A 15387-nucleotide genomic window follows, 5' to 3' on the forward strand; every position below is an offset into this window, starting at 1 on the left:
GTTGTCACCCCTTCACGAGGGGCTGGATGTGGGTGCGGTAGACGCGGGAGGACGGTTCGGTGAACAGGCCCTCGACGTAGCCGCGGATCACCGGCCACGGCCAGGCGAGCGCCTGATGCCAGTGCACGTGGTAGGTCTGCGCGAGGTCGACGACCACGGTCGGCCAGTCGCGGTAGATCGCGGCCCACGGGACCCTGACCCCGGGCTCTTCCGCCTTCGTCATTTCAGCGGGGAGGCGGTAGTCGGGGTAGATCCCGTCAGCGTCGGGGGTGCCGACCCCGTAGGGGGCTAGTTCCTCCCACGTCGTCGGAGTTTTCCCCGCGGCCCCTTCTCACGCGACTCGAGGATCTGATCAGCGGTGTCCTCGCCGAAGGTCCAGTAGTAGGTGGCGTAGGTGCAGACGGTCTCGACGTCCTTGCCGGGCCAGCCCTGCTCGAGCATGGTGTCGTACGCGTCGCCGACTGCGAGGCGGTGCAGGCCTTCGGTGTCGAGGTCCTTGAGGAGGTTCTGGGCGATCGCGTTCACACCGTCGTTCACGTCGTTGGTGGCGACGGCTGCGCCGAGCGTGACGAGCGCGGCGAGCTTCGCGCCGTCAGCGGCGGACGGGGGGTCGATGGAGACCTTGCGGCCCCTGCCGAGGTTGATGTCGAGCGTGTCGGCGGCGAATGCGGAGAGGTCCTTCATCGGGCGTCTGGCCCTTCCTGTGAGATGGGGAGGGCCCCGCCGATGTGCTCGACGGGGCCCTCAAGAGGTGGTGGGTCAGGGGGTGGGGACGGTCTCCTCGACCCAGCCGGTGAACGGGTTCGCGATCTTCTTCCGGCGGCCGCGGCCGGTGATCGACACGGTCCACGATCCGATCTCGGCGTTCCCGGTCTGGGCGCGGGTGATCTGCACGGTGCCCTCGCCCTCGAATGCGTGGTCGGGGTTGGGGGTGCCGTCGGCGGGCTTGTCGTACCAGCGGAACCTGCCGAACGCGAGCTCTCCGACGGCGTCGGGCTCGGCGAGGGCGAGGAGCGCCTCGACCTCCTCGGTGAAGGAGCCGCTTGCGAGGCGCTGCTGCTGGACCTGGAAGCCGAGGGTCCAGTTCTCGCCGATCTTCGGGGAGTTGGGGGAGCCGAGGTCGTCGTAGGTTGCGGCTTCGACGGTGACGGGGGTGACCTGGGGGTCGACGCCGGTGATGCGGCGGATCGGCTGCCAGGCGCCGGCGATCTCGATGTCGACGCCGTATTCGTAGGAGAAGCCGTACTGGGAGTCTTCGATGCTGGGGTCGTACGTGTTCATGGGTGGGCCCCTTTCAGGGTCGGAGGATGATCTGGTAGTTGTCGGTGCGTTCGTCACGCCCGTTGCCGTCTTGGCCGAGGAGGGCGAAGGAGAGCCGCTGCGCACGACTGATCACGGCGTCTGCGTGGAGCCAGTGCAGGGCGTTGAGGAGGTCGTCGGCGATGCGGTCCGCAGAGAAGGGGTCACCGGGGCGGCCGCGGCACCAGAACTGCACCCTGCGGATCCGGGCGGTGGTGTCGTCCTCGGTGGCGTACACGGTGATCGCGATGCCAGCATCGGGGGAGGAGGCGAGGCGCTTCGCGGCGATGGCGGGCCCGTCGCGGAACTCGATGCCCTGCAGCAGGGTGCGCAGGTGCCTGGTCAGCTGTTCGTCATCCACCGAGGGCACGCCGCACCTCCGCTGCCATGATGTCCTGGGCGCGGCCGCGTTCCTCGAGCATGGTGTTCTCGAGGTACTTCGCCTGTCCGCCCTTGGGGTGCCGCCACCCGAGTTCCTCGTGCTGCCGTGCGGCGTACTCGGTGTCGAAGTAGATGCTCGCTCGGTCGTCGTCGACGTCTGTGCCGCCGCTCGAGCGGAGGTCACCGTCACGGAACGGGGTGCGGGGGATGGCCTGGGCGAGGATGAACGAGGCTCCCTTGCCGAGCGCTGCCCGGGTCGCGCCATTCACCTGCTGGGCGATCTGGGGGCCTCGCCAGGAGACGTGGAAGTCAGCCATGAAGCACCTCCCGTCAGCTCAGGTGGAGGACGTCCACGGTGGGGGATCGGGGGTGCTCGTAGTGGTCGACTCGCTCCACGGTCTCGGTCCGCTCCCGCGGCTGCCCGGGCCAGATCGTGACCCGGTCACCGACCGAGATGATCGGGTCGCCGTTCGTGTGGACCCGCGCGGACGAGACGAGCTCGGTCGCGCCAGTGGCCTGCTCCTCCTCGGTCGCGTCGACGGTGAGGACCCACGGCACCTCCACGGGGGGTGCGTATTCGTCGTCGCCCCAGCCCTGGTCATCGGTGAGCTTCTGCTCCCACACGATGGTGTGGGGGACGAGGCGGCGGGGGATCTTCACCAGGCTCACCCCCATGCGCTGTTGCCGACTGTCCCGTTGAGGAGGCTGTTCGCGGCGAGGATCTCGAGCGCCTTCGGGGCATACAGTGCCGCCATCCGGGCCTGCGCCGACCGCTGCCCGCCACCAGGCCGCGAGGTGAGCGACAGCGGCCCCAGGGACACGCTCCCGGACTCTGCCGCGGCACCGGTGGGGTCGCCGGTTTCTGCCGTGTAGACGGCCTGCGCGGCGGTCGCGGCGGCGAACACGTCGGCGAGGTCCCCGGTGGGGTACCCGTCGGGTGTGGTCTGGTAGATCGCGGCGCGGGTGAGGTGGGCGACCGTCGCGGACGCCGACTCGAGATCATGGTCATCCAGGTCTTGGATGCCCCACTTCTCTCGGGTCTCCGCGTCCATGACCTTGGTGTAGTCACGCATGGCCGCCCACCTCCCCTCTCGATCAGTCCTGCTCGGGCTCGCCCTGGAAGAGGGCCTTGATGTCGTCCCGCTTCCAGTCCTCGAGGACGTCGAAGCCCTTGGACTTCGCGTAGGCGGCCCAGTCGTCGCGGGAGGCGTTGCCCGCGGGGGCCTCGCCGTCCTCGTCGCTCTCGTCCTCGACGGTGTAACCGAGACGCTTGAGCTGGCCGATGGCCTTCTCGTCGCTGGTCTCACCGACGCCGTTCACGAACTTGATACCGGCACGGGTACCGGTGAACTCGGGGTTCTTGGTGCGGATCTTCACGGGGTGCCCTCCTCAGGGTCAGTCGGCTCCGGATCGGGCTCCGGAGCGTCTTCCACGCCCTGCCACTGCGAGGCGTGCGCCGACTCCTCCGTCGACTGGGTGGCGGCATCTGCGGAGACAGCGCCGGGACGAACCGGGCGGATGCCCTGCTCGCCGTGGATGCCCGGCGCGTACACGTTCGGGCCGTGCGGATTCCCTTCCTCCCCGCTCTTGCCCGCGTTCACGGGAGGGAGGAAGTCACCCGGGCGCGGGTCGACAGCAGCGTCACGAAGACGAGTGCCGACCCGCGTCGGGTTCACGTAGTCACGCGGATCCGCAGACATCAGGCGCTCGCGACCCGGACACCGCGCAGCACGGTGGCGGCGCGGGTCTTCTTCAGCGCGACACCGACGGGGCCCATCTCGACCTCACCGGTCTTCACCGCGCCGGCGCGGGAGAAGTCCGGCAGCCAGGACTGCACCAGCTGCGAACCGACGGTCGCGACGCCGTGGAAGCCGTCGAGGCCGACGCGGTAGGCGTACAGGTCGGTGAGGCCACCGGTGACGGGGATGATCTGCTCGTTGGTGCCGGAGCGGGTGCCCGGGTCCTGGAGGTAGATGTTCCCGTACCGCTCGGTGCGGCCGATGGTGTTGCCGTCGTTCTCGTACTGGGCGACGCCGACCATCGGGGAGATGGTGTACATCGAGGCGCGGCGGGCGACGGCGCGGACACGGGCGAGTGCCCGCTTGTTGCCGAGGATCACGGTGGGCTGGCCGTCGAGGTTGGACAGCCACTCATCGATCAGGTCGATGACGCCGTGGTACTGGGCGGACTCGTCCACGGCGGTCCAGTCGGCGTTGCCGAGGTCGGCGGCCTGGAACTCGGTGGACGAGCCGGTGAGGGCCACGTTCAGGCCGTCGAAGGAATCCTCGTTCTCCGCGGAGTCGCCGTTGATGACGGCGTCGGCGAAGGTGGAGCGGGCCGACTGGATCTTGTCGCTCATCTGGAACGCGATCTCGCCGGACGCGGCGGGGCCGAGGTTCGCGAGGACGCGGTCGATCTGGAAGGAGCCGCCGAGGACCTTCAGCTCGGTGGTGAACTGCTCCGTGGTCGCCTCGCTGGGCTGGTACTCGGAGTTGATCGCACGGAAGTCCGTGCCGGACTGGGTGACCTTGCGGCGGTACCCGTAGGTGAGGGTCGCGCCGCCACCGGCGGGGTTCACTGCCTGGTCGAACTGCATGGTGTCCAGGACCGGGTTGTCCTTGCGGAACTCGTCGATGACGAACGGGTCGTAGTCTTCCTGGGTGTTCTGCGCTGCCTGCGCGAGAGTGATCGGCATTGCCGCCTCCTATTTCACTGGTATCGGGCCGCGATCGCGGCCGTCATGTCCTTCGGCTTGGGCCGGGTGGCCTCGCCGCTGTGGTGGTCTCCCCCTGTGCGTCCCACCGTCGAGGCGGCCTTGATGTGGGGGTGCTGGTCCGCCACCTGGAGGAGTGCGTCCTGCACTGCCTTGGTGTCGGTCAGGTCGATGCCCTCGAGGGCCTTGTCGGTGGCCTTGAGGTCGAGGGCCTTGTCCGCGTCGATCGCCACGGTCTGGGCGGCGGCGCGGATGGTCTGCTGGGTCTCGTACGCCTTCACGGCGGCGAGGGCCTGGTCGCGCTCCTGGGTGAGGGTGCCGAGCTGGTCGGTGACCTTGTCGGGGTCTGCCTCGCCGAGGCCGAGAGCGGCTGCGATGGATTCGGTGATCTCGCGGCGGGCCTTGTCGGCGGCGGATTCCTGCTGGGCGGTGCGGTCGCGCTTGTTCTCGGCGCGGAGGGAGCGGATGTAGTCCTGGGCGCCGGGCGGGAGCTGGTCCATCTGCCAGTCCTCGGCGTCCTTGCCGTCGCTGCCCTTGTCGTCCTGGGCCTGCTGGGCGGCCTGCTGCGCGCCGTCCTGCCCGTCCGTGCCGGCCTGGTCGCCCTGAGCGACGGAGCCACCGGTATCGGCGCTCCCGTCGCCCTCTGCGAGGACGAGGTGGCCGAGCTGGGCGAGGAGCTGGGTGCGGGTGATCTTCATGAGGGTCTGCCTCCTGGTGGTGGTGTTCAGCGGGGACCGGGGTGGTGCCCGTAGTTCAGTTGCTCGCGCTCGCGGCGGCGCGGCTCGCCGGTCTCGTCGATGTGGTCACGGATCTTCGCCTGCAGGCGGCGGGTCTTGGAGCGGGCGGCCTTCGCTTCGTCCTCGTCCAGTGCGCCGATCTCGTCGCGCTTCGACTTGCGGACCTCGACCTCGAGCGCCCGGAGCCGGGCCTGCGCGTCCTCGGACTCCTGCGTCCATGCGGGGCCGGTGTTCTGGGCCATGCCGGGGAAGTAGCCGACGAGAGTGCACCTGCAGTTCGGGTGCTGGAACCCGTCAGCGATCGCATCATCCACAGATCCGCGCACCCGGACGGTGACGGTGGTGTCACGGGTCGAGTGCGGCACCTGCACGGTGCGGGCGCCGGTCCCGCCCTGGGACATGACGGCACCAGCCCAGCGGCCACATGCCTCGCATTGCCCGCCGCCACCGATCGCGGTGACGAGGTCGATGCCGTACGAGGCGAGGGTGGCGAGGTTCGAGTCCATGAACGCCCGCCTCGTGGCGGTGCGGGTCGCCATCTCGACGTAGGTGGCGAGGTTCCAGCGCCGGTCAGCAGAGTCGATGAACCCCGTGACGCCGGCGCGGCGGAGTTCACGCCATGCCCGGACCTGGGCTTGCCTGCCGGTGTCGCCACCGATCAGGATCCCGGGGACGGTGCGGGCGATGACCTCGCGGTAGGTGTCGTCGGGCCAGCGGAGGATCCGCCTAGTGACGTCCTCGAACCTGTTGTGCAGGTCCTGGGCGAGCAGCGACGTGGCGAGGGTGCCGTGCGGCAGGGGACTGCCGGGGAGGTCGCCGAGCATCGAACGGGTCCATGCTTCGGCGAACGTCTCGCCCGAGCTGAGGGCGCGCATTATCACGTCATCGGCGAGCGGCCCGGCCTGCTCCTGCACCTCAGCAGCAGCGGCCTCGCCTGCCGCGCGGAGCCGCTGGATGGCGGCGAGGCGGGGGGCTTGCTCGGTGATGTCTCGTGCCCGGAGCTCGAGGGCCACAGAGCGGATGAGGCGTTCCTCGGTCGCGGCGAACACTCCGGTGACGTCCCCGATGATTGCTTCGAGCACTTGGGGCCAGGGGTCTGGTGGGAGGGGACGACGAGCCATTCATACCCCCTTCCGATCAGCTGAGCTGCTGGATCGCCTCAGCGAGGCTGGGTCCCCTGCGTTCCCGTTCTCGCTCGCGCCGCCGTTCACCTTCGGCCAGCGCCGCCTGGTAGCGCCTGCCCGCGCCGTAGCCGAGCGCGTAGATCCGCGCCGCCATCCGGTGCAGGTCGCCGATGCCGGACTCGTCCAGCGCTTCCCGGTTGTCGTACTGGGTGATCTGTCGCAGCTCGTTCTCGATGTGGTCGTTGACAGCTTGAGCGACGTCTGCGGGGATCGGGGTGTCGACGCTCATGGGCGCTCCTCTCTGCTCACAGCGGCCAGCCCGTCGGGTCAGCCACATCACGGCCCTGATCGGCACGGATCAGCGCGACCTCAGCCATGACCTGCTCGTCATCCCAGCCCGGGTTCACCGTGCGCACCAGGGTCTCGGTCGATGCGGCCTGAGCCGTCGACAGCAGCCCCGCCGTGCGCGCCAGAGCCTCCGGATCCGCCTGCGCCTCGCGGGCGAACAGGACGTTCACCTCACCGGCCGGTGCGGCACCGCCGTAGTGGACCCGGTCCAGGTCCAGCAGCGCCCGAGCGAACTCGGTCAGGCGGGGCCGCCAGTGGCCGAGCTTGATCTCCCTCGTCCCCTCTGACGTTTCCTTGCGGGCCTTGATCTCCGTCGCGGTCGTGTTCACCGGGACCGCGTCGTCACCGAACGTCGCCGGCGACAGCCCCGCGGCGCGGAGTGCGGCGCGGGTGAGCTCCCGGATCGTCTCCTGATGCTCCTGCACCCTGATCTTGAACTGCGCCACCGTGAACGGGGACGACTCGTTGCTGGTCGCGAGCATCTCGAGGCCCTGGAACACTTCCCGGTCCTCGTCGAACGACACACCGTCACCGGGGCGGGTGCCCTCGAGATACATCTGGGGGACGATGATGCGACCCTTGCCGATGCGGACGTCCCGCATCCACGAGGAGTAGGTCTCGTCGATCGCGTCGAAGATCCCCTCCGCCGCGTAGAAGTCCGACCGGCCATGATCAGCTAGGCCCGGGGTGGTGCGGAAGCGGCGGTTCGGGGTCTTGTTCGGCACGTAGGTGGCGGTGAGCTGATCGATCCCTGTGGGGATCTCCCCGCTCGTGCCGACCTCGAGCGCGAGATGCTCCGTCGCCGGATCCTCCACCAGGCGGACGCGGGTGCCGAGGTTCGACGCGGTGCCGCGGTAGAGGCCGTGCAGGATCACGCCCGGCTCGTGCCGCTCGAGGTGCCGGTAGACGTGCTGCCCCTCATGCCGGGTGACGGTCCAGAACGTGACCGCGGTGAGTTTCCCGTGCCGCCACTCGGGGACGGCCTGGTCCACGTCGTGGGACGTGAACGTGGCGTGGTCGAACGCGGTCTTGTCGATCAACGCTCTCAAGTAGACGCCACCGAGGGCGGACTGCATCTCGCCCGCACCGAGGAGGATCCCGTTCGCGTGCTCGGACCCGATGATCAGGTCGAGCCGATCCTGGGTGCGCTGGTCGTCAGCGGCCCAAGTGGGTGCTTCACCGAACAGGAGGCGTGAGGCGGCTTCGGAGATGTCGGAGGCGACGGGGACGTGGATACGGGTGCGGGCCTCGCGGGCGGGCTGTTCCTTGCCCCAGAAGAACGAGGCGACGCGGCCGCGGAGGTTCCGTCGCTGCCCGTCGGTGGTGCCGGCGTAGACGGCGGCGAGCCTGTTGGCGTCGCCCTCCCACCATGCGTCATGCACGGCGGCCTGCATCATGACGGGCTTCAGTTCACGCGGCGGCCAGACCTGGTCCTTGACTGGGAGCATTCGTGACCTCCTCGGTGAAGCGGAGCGCGGTGCGCCACAGGGCCTGGGTCGTGTAGATCGCGTACCTTGCGGCGTCTGCGGAATGATCATTCGCCTTCACGGGTGCGTCTTCGCCCTTCTCGGTCTTCTTGTCGTCCCACACGTAGCCGGGGAGCTCACCGATCAGGCCCTTGCACCTGTCGGTGATGAGGAGCTGGTCGGTGGCGATGAGGGACGACATGAGCTTGATGCCGGGCAGGACGTCGTTTGCGGCGTCCCAGATGCCGCGGTGCCCGTCGTGGGCGAGCTGCACCTTCAACGATGCGGCGGCGGGGTCGATGACCGTGTACGGCGGCTGCGGGAGAGCCTGGGTGGGGTGGTGCCGGCCGTTCAGGAACACGCGGATCCGGCGGGACTGTTCCGCGTCGGTGAGCTTCCCGTGCGTCTCCGGGTCGTGCCGGTACTCGTCGAGGAACACGAGCCTGGGGTGCTGCTCGGCGGTGAGGCCGAGAATCAGCGCGCTCGTGGGGTTCGTGGTGCCGTAGTCGATCCCAGCCGCGAGCACCCGCGCGATCTGCGGCGTCTCGGCGAAGGGGATGACATGCCGGTCCTCGTCGAACTGCTCGTAGATGGAGCCTTCGGCAGCGACCCATTCGCCGTTGATGTTGCGGCGGTAGAACACGCCGGTCTGCTCGGCCTTCAGCGAGGTCTTGTAGTCCTCGTCGAGGCTGGGGTTGTCGTCGAGGGTGAACCGCCACGACACCATGGACAGCGCGGCCTTGCGGTCGATGAACTTCTTCTTCAGCCAGTGCGCGGGGCTGCCGGGGTTGGTGGTGGCGAGGAGGCGGGCGCCGGGGATGGAGAGGCGGGCGAGGAGCTGGTTCCAGAACGCCTCCGGCACGAGCGTCGCCTCGTCGAGCATGGCGAGGCACGCGGTGAGGCCGCGGAGCTTCTCCTCGGCGCGGGCGTCGGCGGCACCAATGAGGTGCACGTCCCGGCCAAGGATCCGGGCGATGGACGAGCCACGGGTGTGGGTGACGGATGCGGCGAGGGCGCCGAAGATCGCGGCGTCCATCATCGGTTCGATGATGTTCCGTTCGATGGTCTGCAGGGTGCGGCCGGCGACGATGATCAGGCCGGAGGCGGGTGCTTCGGCGACGGCGTCGAAGAACGCGAGCATCGCCGAGAACGTCTTCCCGCTCCTTACGGCCCCTTCCCAGAGGCTGATGCGGGCGCCGCGGCATTCGACGATGGAGTCGACCTGCTTCGGGGACAGGCTCATTGCGGGTTCCGCCGCTCGTAGTCGGCGTTCAGCCCTCCGATGAGGTCGGCGAGGACGGACTTCGCGTCGTCGTGGTCGCCGGTCTGGTCATCGAGGCGGGCGATGATCGTCGACGAGGAGTTCAGCGCGGACATCATGTCCTTCGCGTCCCGTGCTGGGACGTGGTTGAGCCGCTGGGTGTGCTCGGCCCCGCCGTCGCCCTTCAGGATCGTCTGCCAGCCGTGGCCGGCCGCGCCCCGCTCCACGGACGCCTGGAGCAGTTCGGTGATGGTGAGCTGCTTCTCGACGATCGCGAGGCGGCGTGCCTTCGCGTCGACGGTGCGGGCCTCGTTCGCTGCCTTCACCTTCGCCCTTGACCAGGACAGGCCGGCGGCCTTGCCGTGCCTCGCGATGGTGGACGAGGAGCGGCCGAGCTCTCGGGCGATCGAGGTGAGGGTGCGGCCCTCGGCATGGAGGGCGCGGAGCTTGGCATCGTCTTCGGCGGTCCACGGGTTTGCCATGGGTCACCTCCGGAGGCTCTGACCCGTGTCTCGCGCGCGCACGCATGGCGCTGTCGCGGAATGTTCTCCGCTGGTCGCTTCGATGAGGGTCCCGTCTGGGGAATGTGTGGGTGGTCCTCGAGGCCCGGCACCAGGATTGTTCGCTCTGGTGCCGGGCCTTCGAGGTTGCGCTGCGCGGGAAGGAGTCGCGCGCGCGGCCCGCGAGCTTGCCTGTCCAGGGGCTGCTTCGAGCGGGGGTATGGGGAAAGCCCCGGACCGTGGTGGTCGCGGGGCTTCGTGGAGAAACACTTCTCCACGCCCAAGTGTGACAGGTGTTTGCATTATGCGCAAACACGTCGGGCGAGCGTGTCTTTGATCCATTCGACGGGGTAGCGGCGGTGGGGGATGTTGTGGCCGTCTTCGCGGGCGCGTTGGGCGCGTTTGCGGAGGGTGGCCCAGGCGGTGGGGTCGAGGCGGTTGGGCCAGAAGTGCTCGGCTTCGTCGCGGGTGAGGAGCTTGTCTTCGGGGATGAGGTCGGCCATGGCGGTGAGGTCGATGGTCTCCTCGAGTGGTGTGGAGTCGTGGCGGTCGTCGACCTCGGCGGGCACGAGGGCTCGGAGGCGGCCGTGGACGGCTTCGATGTCGTCGCGCCAGGCGGTCGTCCACGGGGACTCCAGGATCCAGGGGGTCTGGTCTCGGAGGTAGCGGAGCGCTTCGGCATAGCGGAGCCGTGCCGTGGGGATGGTGCCGTGGGCGTCGTAGATGGTGTGCGCCCACTCGACGATCGTCTGCGCGGGGTGCGGGGTGTCGTCGCCGTGGGTGGCATCGGACGCCCAGGGGCCGGTGAGGACGAGGGCGTCGCCTCCGGGGAGGGGTGGTTCGGTGCTGGTGGAGGGGCCGGCGAGGTCCATGGCGTAGCTCGAGATGGTGAGCATGGTGTCGGGGATCTCGGTGAGCATGCGGTCGATGGCGTTGAGGGTGTTCCGCCAGTAGTCGACGTCGTGCTGGTGATCGGGTGACGTGGTCATCGGGGATCTCCGTTCGCGAGCTCGAGGAGGACGTCGGCGTGGCAGGGCTGATCGAGGGGGCACCAGCACATAAGGTCCCGGCCCGCGAGCTCGGCGCGGACGGCGGCGCGGAACTCCTCGTGGTCCGTCACCCGGACGCCGTAGTGGACGAGGGGCTCAGCACCGATCCGTTCGGCGAACAGGCGCACGCACTGCTCGGCGGTCGCGTCCTCGACCTGATGCCAGGTGACAGGCATCGGCTCTCCGAGCGGCGCCGAGTGGTAGAACGCGTGGGACTCACCGGATGTCTTGTGCAGTCGCCCCTCGTGCTCCCAATCGCCGCCGTCGAGTGCGGGCATCCTCACCTGGGCGTCGCCGACCTTGAACGGGTTGCCCCACTTCGTGCCGCGGCCGACGGCGACCGCGCCCTCGGGCTTCCGCCAGCCCTTCGTGCGGCGCTGCTGGATCCGCTGCGGGCTCATCGGTCGCTCCGTCCCGGCACAGGCAGATGCGAGACCCGCGACGGGGCCTGTTTCCGGGCCACGGGCAGGAGCCAGACGGTGCGCCCGTGCTCGCGCCGCACCTGCAGCCCCTGACCGAAACGGCGGGTGAGGAGCTCCGTCATCTCGCGGACGGGGGAGTGGCGGGTGGTGGCGAGCATCGCGATGGGCTGCGCATCGGTCGGGAGAGCGGGGGCGTAGGGGTTCTCGGTGGTGGTCATCGGGTCATCTCCAGGACGGTGTCGGTGGTCGGGGCAGTCGGCAACGGGTCGCCGTACCCACTCGCGCGCAGCTGCGCGAGCAGGGAGTCGAGAGTCATGCGGATGGTGTGGTCGGGGCCGGCCTGCAGCTCGGCGGCGAGCTCGCCGGGGTAGGCCCGCCAGGTCGCGAGCCACGAGGCCCGCACATACGCCCACCACAGGTGTGCCCGGGCAGCACCGACGCCCTTCCGCTTCAGGACGAGAGCGCCGGCGAGGGCGCCGGCGTTGGCGAGCTCGCGTTCGGTCTCGAGCATCCACGCCTCGATCTGGGCGTCCGAGGCTTGCTCGGCGGCCTTGCCGCCCTTCACCTCGAGGTGGACGTAGGGGGCGAGGCGGACGTCGCCGAGGTCGTCGGCGCCGTGGAGGACGAGCCGCTCTGCGAGCGGGAAGCCGAGGGGGATCGCGGCGTTGACGACAGCGGACTCGGTCCAGGTGCCGATCTGTTTCGGGCGGTTGGTCATGCTGCTGCTCCATTCGTGTGGGTGACGCGGTCGTTGATGAGCTGGGTGAGGATGTCGCGGGGCCCGGTCTGGTCGGTTCCGGTGCCGGTGGTGACGTGGTGGTCGCTGTTCGGGGTGAGGTCGTCGAGGACGTCGATGGTTCGGGCGAGCACTGCGTGGATGCGGGCGTCGAGGGTGTTCTCGGCGATGAGGGTGGTGATCTGGACGGGCTGGGTCTGGCCGATGCGGTGCTGTCGGTCTTCGGCCTGGACGACGTTGGCGGGGGTCCAGTCCGTTTCGACGAACAGGGCGGTGGAGCCGCGGGTGAGGGTGAGGCCGACGCCGGCGGCGACGATCTGGGCGATGAGCACGTCGACGTCCCCGGCCTGGAAGGCGGTGACGGCTTCGTCGCGGGCTTCGTGGGGTGTGGAGCCGTCGAGGACGCGGATACGGGCGTCGGGCCGCTCGGTGGAGAGCTGCTGGGCGAGGGCGGTGGTGACGTCGCGGTGGATGGTCCAGGCGATGAGGGGCTCGTCGGGGGAGCCGTCGAGGTGGGTGGCGATCCAGTCGGTGGCGGCGGGGATCTTGGCGATGCCTGTGGCGCGGCGCAGCTGGGACACGAAGGGGAGGGCGTCGCCGACGAGCTCGCTGATGTCGTCCTGGGTGGGGTTGGGGTGGCGCTCGAGCCAGGCGTCGATCTTGTCGGTCACGTCGGTGTAGGCGTCGCGGATCTCAGCGCCGTCGGGGGTGACGTGCTGGATGCCGCGGAGCTTGGCGGGGAGGTCGGTGAGGACGTCGGCCTTGTTGCGGCGGGTCCACACGTGCTGCTCGAGCAGGGCGTGGAGGTGGGGGAGCTTGGCCTTGATGGGGAGGCGGCCGCCCTTCCACGGCGCCGGGGTCGTGTACTCGTCGATGAAGGCGCGGCCGGTGGGGTAGCCGATGGTCTCGAGCTTCCCGAGGATGCGGAGGAGGGGGAGGACGTCGAGGGGCGAGGAGACGATGGGGGTGCCGGTGAGGAGGATCTGGTGCTTCGTGGTCTTGGCGACGCGGGTGACAGCCTTGGTGCGGCGGGTGCCGGGGTTCTTGAAGCGGTGGGCTTCGTCGACGATGAGGAGGTCCGCGGCCCAGCCGTCGAGGAGGGGGTCGAGGCTGCGGCGTGAGCTCACGAGCGCGTCGGAGGCGATGACGTAGCCGGTGTCGGGCAGCTGGGTGGGGGTCTTCGATCCGGCGGTGATGGTGAGGATTTCCCCGCCAATGTGTTCGGCGTTTCCGGTGCGGCGGGGTTCTTTTTTCCAGTTGGTGACGAGGATGGGCGGGCAGATGATGAGGATTCGTTGTGCGCCGATTAGGCGGGCGGCGAGAAGTGCCTGGATTGTTTTGCCGAGGCCGGGGGAGTCGGCGATGAGGGTGTGGCCGTCCCAGGCTGCTCGGCAGGCGCCGTGGAGTTGGTAGGGGAACGGCGTGGGGGTGAACGGCGTGGTGCTCATGGGTGGTGGTCCTCTCCGCCGTGGATCTCTCCGGTGTGCTTGTCGATGTAGGTCTGCCCGGTGGGATGAGGTCGAGGTGTTCCGTGGTTCTCTACGCGCTCTTCGACCTCTACCCCCTCCCGTAAAGGGGAGGGGGTGGGATGAGGTCGTTGGGATGAGGTCGCGTCCTCATCCGGGATGAGGTCGGGATGAGGTCGGGATGAGGTGGTGTCGTAGGCGCTGAGGTCGCCTCGGTAGTCCTCGCTCAGCGGGTCGTTCGCGGAGCGGTAGACGCGAGCGGAGCGGAACATGCGAGCGTTCCGCGGCCCCTGCGTCTCGGTGATGCTGCCGAGCTCGCGGAGGAGGTTCAGCGCCTCGACGATGGTGGTCTCCTTCGCCCGCCCGGATTCCCGATAGGCACGAATGACCGCTTGCCTGGACACGGGTTCGCGCATTGTTTCGAGAATGCGGGAAATCTTCTCCATCACCTTCGTGGGGCGGAACGGCTTGTCGTTGTCGTGGGCCTGGATTTCGCCATATTCGGGGGGTTGGACGGTGACGTCGGTGGTGCCGTCTTCCGCTGAGGAGTCGATGCGGATGCGCGCTGCCTCTTGGGTGCGGTCGGTCTTCCGCCAGTCGCCGGCATGGGCGCGGACTTGGCCGGGCCGGTCTTTGGCGACGCGGACCGTGAGGGAGCCGTCGAGGCCTCGCCCGAGCGCGGTGAGGGGTTCGACGAGGTAGCCGGTGCCGTCGATCGCGGCCATCTTGGCTTGCCCGCCGATGGGGAAGCGGCCGCGGCCTTCGGTGGCTTTGACGACGTGGTCGACGAGGATGACGGCGGCGCCGGTGTGGCGGGCGATGGTGCGGGGGATGTCGCGCATCCAGGCGGTGATCTCGTCGTTGTCCATCGTGGACTTGCCGGAGAGGCCGAGCGCTTCGGTGACGCCGTCGAGGATGGCGAGGTCCCACTCCTGCTCGAGGAGCTGCCGGAACTCTGGGGCTTCGGCGAAGGTGTGGGGTGAGGCTTCGGGGCGGACGTACGCGAACGCGTCGGAGAGGAGCTGGTCGCGGGTGGTGCCGATGGTTGTGAGGCGGCCGGTGACGTCGGGGGCGTCGGACTCGAAGTCGATGTAGAGGACGCGGCCTCCGCCGCGGAGGACGGTGCTGGTGGCGTGCTGTGCGATCCAGGATTTCCCGGACTCGGATTCGCCGTAGACGGTGTGGACCTTGCCTGGGTAGAAGAGGCCGGGCCCGTCGGTGCGGCGCATGATGGTGGGCTCGGGCGGGGTGTAGGTGCCGGAGAGGATGGTGGTGAGGTCGAGGGGCCGCCAGGACGGGGCGGGCTCGTCCGCGGCGGTGGTGGCTGCGGTGGTGGGGTCGAGGAGGCGGTCGAGGTCGCTGACGGGACCAGACGTAGTGGCCGTCGGGGTCGACGTGTTCGGTGGGGGCGACGATGATGACGCCGTTTGCGCCGCGGACGTCTCCCCAGCCGGGGGTGAGGGCGCCGAGGCCGTTGCCGAGGGTGCGCCCTTCGGGTTGGCGGTAGACGTAGTGGCGGCGTGCGGCGTCGTTGCGGCGGGTGCGTTGGAAGGGTGCGGGGTGTTCGGTGAGGGTGTCGGTGAGGACGTCGGGCATGCCGGCGGTGGGGTTGTCGACGTCGATGACGATGCCGCCGGAGCGGCCGACGTGGAGGAAGATGCCGGCGTTGTCGTGGGTCATCCAGTAGTCGGCGATGATCTGGGGGTCGCGGGTGGTCTTGGACTGCCATTGCTTGCCGAGGATGGAGCCGGGGTTCTTGGAGCCTTGGCGGACGGGGCCGACGTACCAGCCGTGTTTGGCGTAGGCGAAGGCTGCGGCCATGGGGTCGAGGCCGGTGATGTCGGGGACCTCGAGGTGCTGGGGTGCTGGCTCGGGGTGGGTCATG

22 protein-coding genes and 1 pseudogene are annotated in these 15387 nt (G+C 69.3%); all 23 read right to left on the minus strand.

The features are described 5' to 3' along the window. Positions 1–4: 4 nt before the first annotated feature. Positions 5–223 (minus strand): hypothetical protein, encoded by a 219-nt coding sequence (locus BN4251_RS02235; protein WP_087483535.1) that lies wholly within the window; start codon positions 221–223, stop codon positions 5–7. 65 nt (positions 224–288) lie between these two features. After that, entirely contained in the window at positions 289–684 is a 396-nt protein-coding gene (locus BN4251_RS02240; RefSeq protein WP_087483536.1) for a DUF7426 family protein, read from the minus strand. Positions 685–759: 75 nt separating this feature from the next. Next, complete coding sequence (locus tag BN4251_RS02245) at positions 760–1281, minus strand: phage tail tube protein (RefSeq protein ID WP_087483537.1); 522 nt, start codon at positions 1279–1281, stop codon at positions 760–762. A gap of 13 nt (positions 1282–1294) precedes the next feature. Beyond that, a complete protein-coding gene (locus BN4251_RS02250) occupies positions 1295–1669 on the minus strand; it encodes a minor capsid protein (protein ID WP_087483538.1) in 375 nt (124 codons plus the stop codon). After that, a complete protein-coding gene (locus tag BN4251_RS02255; RefSeq protein ID WP_087483539.1) occupies positions 1653–1997 on the minus strand; it encodes a hypothetical protein in 345 nt (114 codons plus the stop codon). The genes BN4251_RS02250 and BN4251_RS02255 overlap by 17 nt, the downstream gene beginning before the upstream one ends. A 13-nt stretch (positions 1998–2010) precedes the next feature. Further along, the gene (locus tag BN4251_RS02260; protein WP_140398355.1) at positions 2011–2340 is read right to left on the minus strand and encodes a hypothetical protein; all 330 of its coding nucleotides are present in this window, start codon (positions 2338–2340) and stop codon (positions 2011–2013) included. 5 nt (positions 2341–2345) lie between these two features. Then, positions 2346–2753 (minus strand): hypothetical protein, encoded by a 408-nt coding sequence (locus BN4251_RS02265; RefSeq protein ID WP_087483541.1) that lies wholly within the window; start codon positions 2751–2753, stop codon positions 2346–2348. A gap of 22 nt (positions 2754–2775) precedes the next feature. Next, positions 2776–3057 carry a hypothetical protein gene (locus BN4251_RS02270; RefSeq protein WP_087483542.1) on the minus strand — a complete coding sequence of 94 codons (282 nt, stop codon included), beginning with the start codon at positions 3055–3057 and terminating at the stop codon, positions 2776–2778. Beyond that, complete coding sequence (locus tag BN4251_RS02275; protein ID WP_140398356.1) at positions 3054–3281, minus strand: hypothetical protein; 228 nt, start codon at positions 3279–3281, stop codon at positions 3054–3056. The genes BN4251_RS02270 and BN4251_RS02275 overlap by 4 nt, the downstream gene beginning before the upstream one ends. Positions 3282–3379: 98 nt before the next feature. After that, positions 3380–4375 (minus strand): major capsid protein, encoded by a 996-nt coding sequence (locus BN4251_RS02280; RefSeq protein ID WP_087483544.1) that lies wholly within the window; start codon positions 4373–4375, stop codon positions 3380–3382. 14 nt (positions 4376–4389) lie between these two features. After that, positions 4390–5091 carry a hypothetical protein gene (locus tag BN4251_RS02285; protein WP_087483545.1) on the minus strand — a complete coding sequence of 234 codons (702 nt, stop codon included), beginning with the start codon at positions 5089–5091 and terminating at the stop codon, positions 4390–4392. A 26-nt stretch (positions 5092–5117) separates the two neighbouring features. Then, positions 5118–6251: a phage minor capsid protein gene (locus tag BN4251_RS02290; protein WP_087483546.1), complete on the minus strand. Its 1134-nt coding sequence runs from the start codon at positions 6249–6251 to the stop codon at positions 5118–5120. A 16-nt stretch (positions 6252–6267) separates the two neighbouring features. Then, on the minus strand, positions 6268–6543 hold the full coding sequence (locus BN4251_RS02295; RefSeq protein WP_087483547.1) for a hypothetical protein: 276 nt from the start codon (positions 6541–6543) through the stop codon (positions 6268–6270). A 16-nt stretch (positions 6544–6559) separates the two neighbouring features. Next, positions 6560–8050 carry a phage portal protein gene (locus BN4251_RS02300; RefSeq protein WP_170931784.1) on the minus strand — a complete coding sequence of 497 codons (1491 nt, stop codon included), beginning with the start codon at positions 8048–8050 and terminating at the stop codon, positions 6560–6562. Then, positions 8013–9311, minus strand: a complete 1299-nt coding sequence (locus BN4251_RS02305; protein WP_087483549.1) for a PBSX family phage terminase large subunit — start codon at positions 9309–9311, stop codon at positions 8013–8015. The genes BN4251_RS02300 and BN4251_RS02305 overlap by 38 nt, the downstream gene beginning before the upstream one ends. Then, positions 9308–9811 (minus strand): helix-turn-helix domain-containing protein, encoded by a 504-nt coding sequence (locus BN4251_RS02310; protein ID WP_087483550.1) that lies wholly within the window; start codon positions 9809–9811, stop codon positions 9308–9310. The genes BN4251_RS02305 and BN4251_RS02310 overlap by 4 nt, the downstream gene beginning before the upstream one ends. A gap of 320 nt (positions 9812–10131) precedes the next feature. Next, the gene (locus tag BN4251_RS02315; RefSeq protein ID WP_087483551.1) at positions 10132–10818 is read right to left on the minus strand and encodes a hypothetical protein; all 687 of its coding nucleotides are present in this window, start codon (positions 10816–10818) and stop codon (positions 10132–10134) included. Further along, complete coding sequence (locus BN4251_RS02320) at positions 10815–11279, minus strand: DUF4326 domain-containing protein (protein ID WP_087483552.1); 465 nt, start codon at positions 11277–11279, stop codon at positions 10815–10817. Before BN4251_RS02320 ends, BN4251_RS02315 begins: the two co-directional genes overlap by 4 nt. Beyond that, positions 11276–11518, minus strand: coding sequence for a hypothetical protein (locus BN4251_RS02325; RefSeq protein WP_087483553.1), 243 nt, complete (start codon positions 11516–11518; stop codon positions 11276–11278). Before BN4251_RS02325 ends, BN4251_RS02320 begins: the two co-directional genes overlap by 4 nt. Further along, positions 11515–12018, minus strand: a complete 504-nt coding sequence (locus tag BN4251_RS02330) for a hypothetical protein (protein WP_087483554.1) — start codon at positions 12016–12018, stop codon at positions 11515–11517. Before BN4251_RS02330 ends, BN4251_RS02325 begins: the two co-directional genes overlap by 4 nt. After that, positions 12015–13484: a DEAD/DEAH box helicase gene (locus BN4251_RS02335; RefSeq protein ID WP_087483555.1), complete on the minus strand. Its 1470-nt coding sequence runs from the start codon at positions 13482–13484 to the stop codon at positions 12015–12017. Before BN4251_RS02335 ends, BN4251_RS02330 begins: the two co-directional genes overlap by 4 nt. Beyond that, on the minus strand, positions 13481–14731 hold the full coding sequence (locus tag BN4251_RS02340; protein ID WP_087483556.1) for an AAA family ATPase: 1251 nt from the start codon (positions 14729–14731) through the stop codon (positions 13481–13483). Before BN4251_RS02340 ends, BN4251_RS02335 begins: the two co-directional genes overlap by 4 nt. Before the next feature lie 172 nt (positions 14732–14903). Next, positions 14904–15386, minus strand: a pseudogene (locus tag BN4251_RS18955) (bifunctional DNA primase/polymerase); the annotation flags it as partial. Position 15387: the final 1 nt, after the last annotated feature.

The organism is Brachybacterium massiliense (assembly GCF_900184245.1).
In the GTDB taxonomy this organism is placed as follows: Bacteria; Actinomycetota; Actinomycetes; order Actinomycetales; family Dermabacteraceae; genus Brachybacterium; species Brachybacterium massiliense.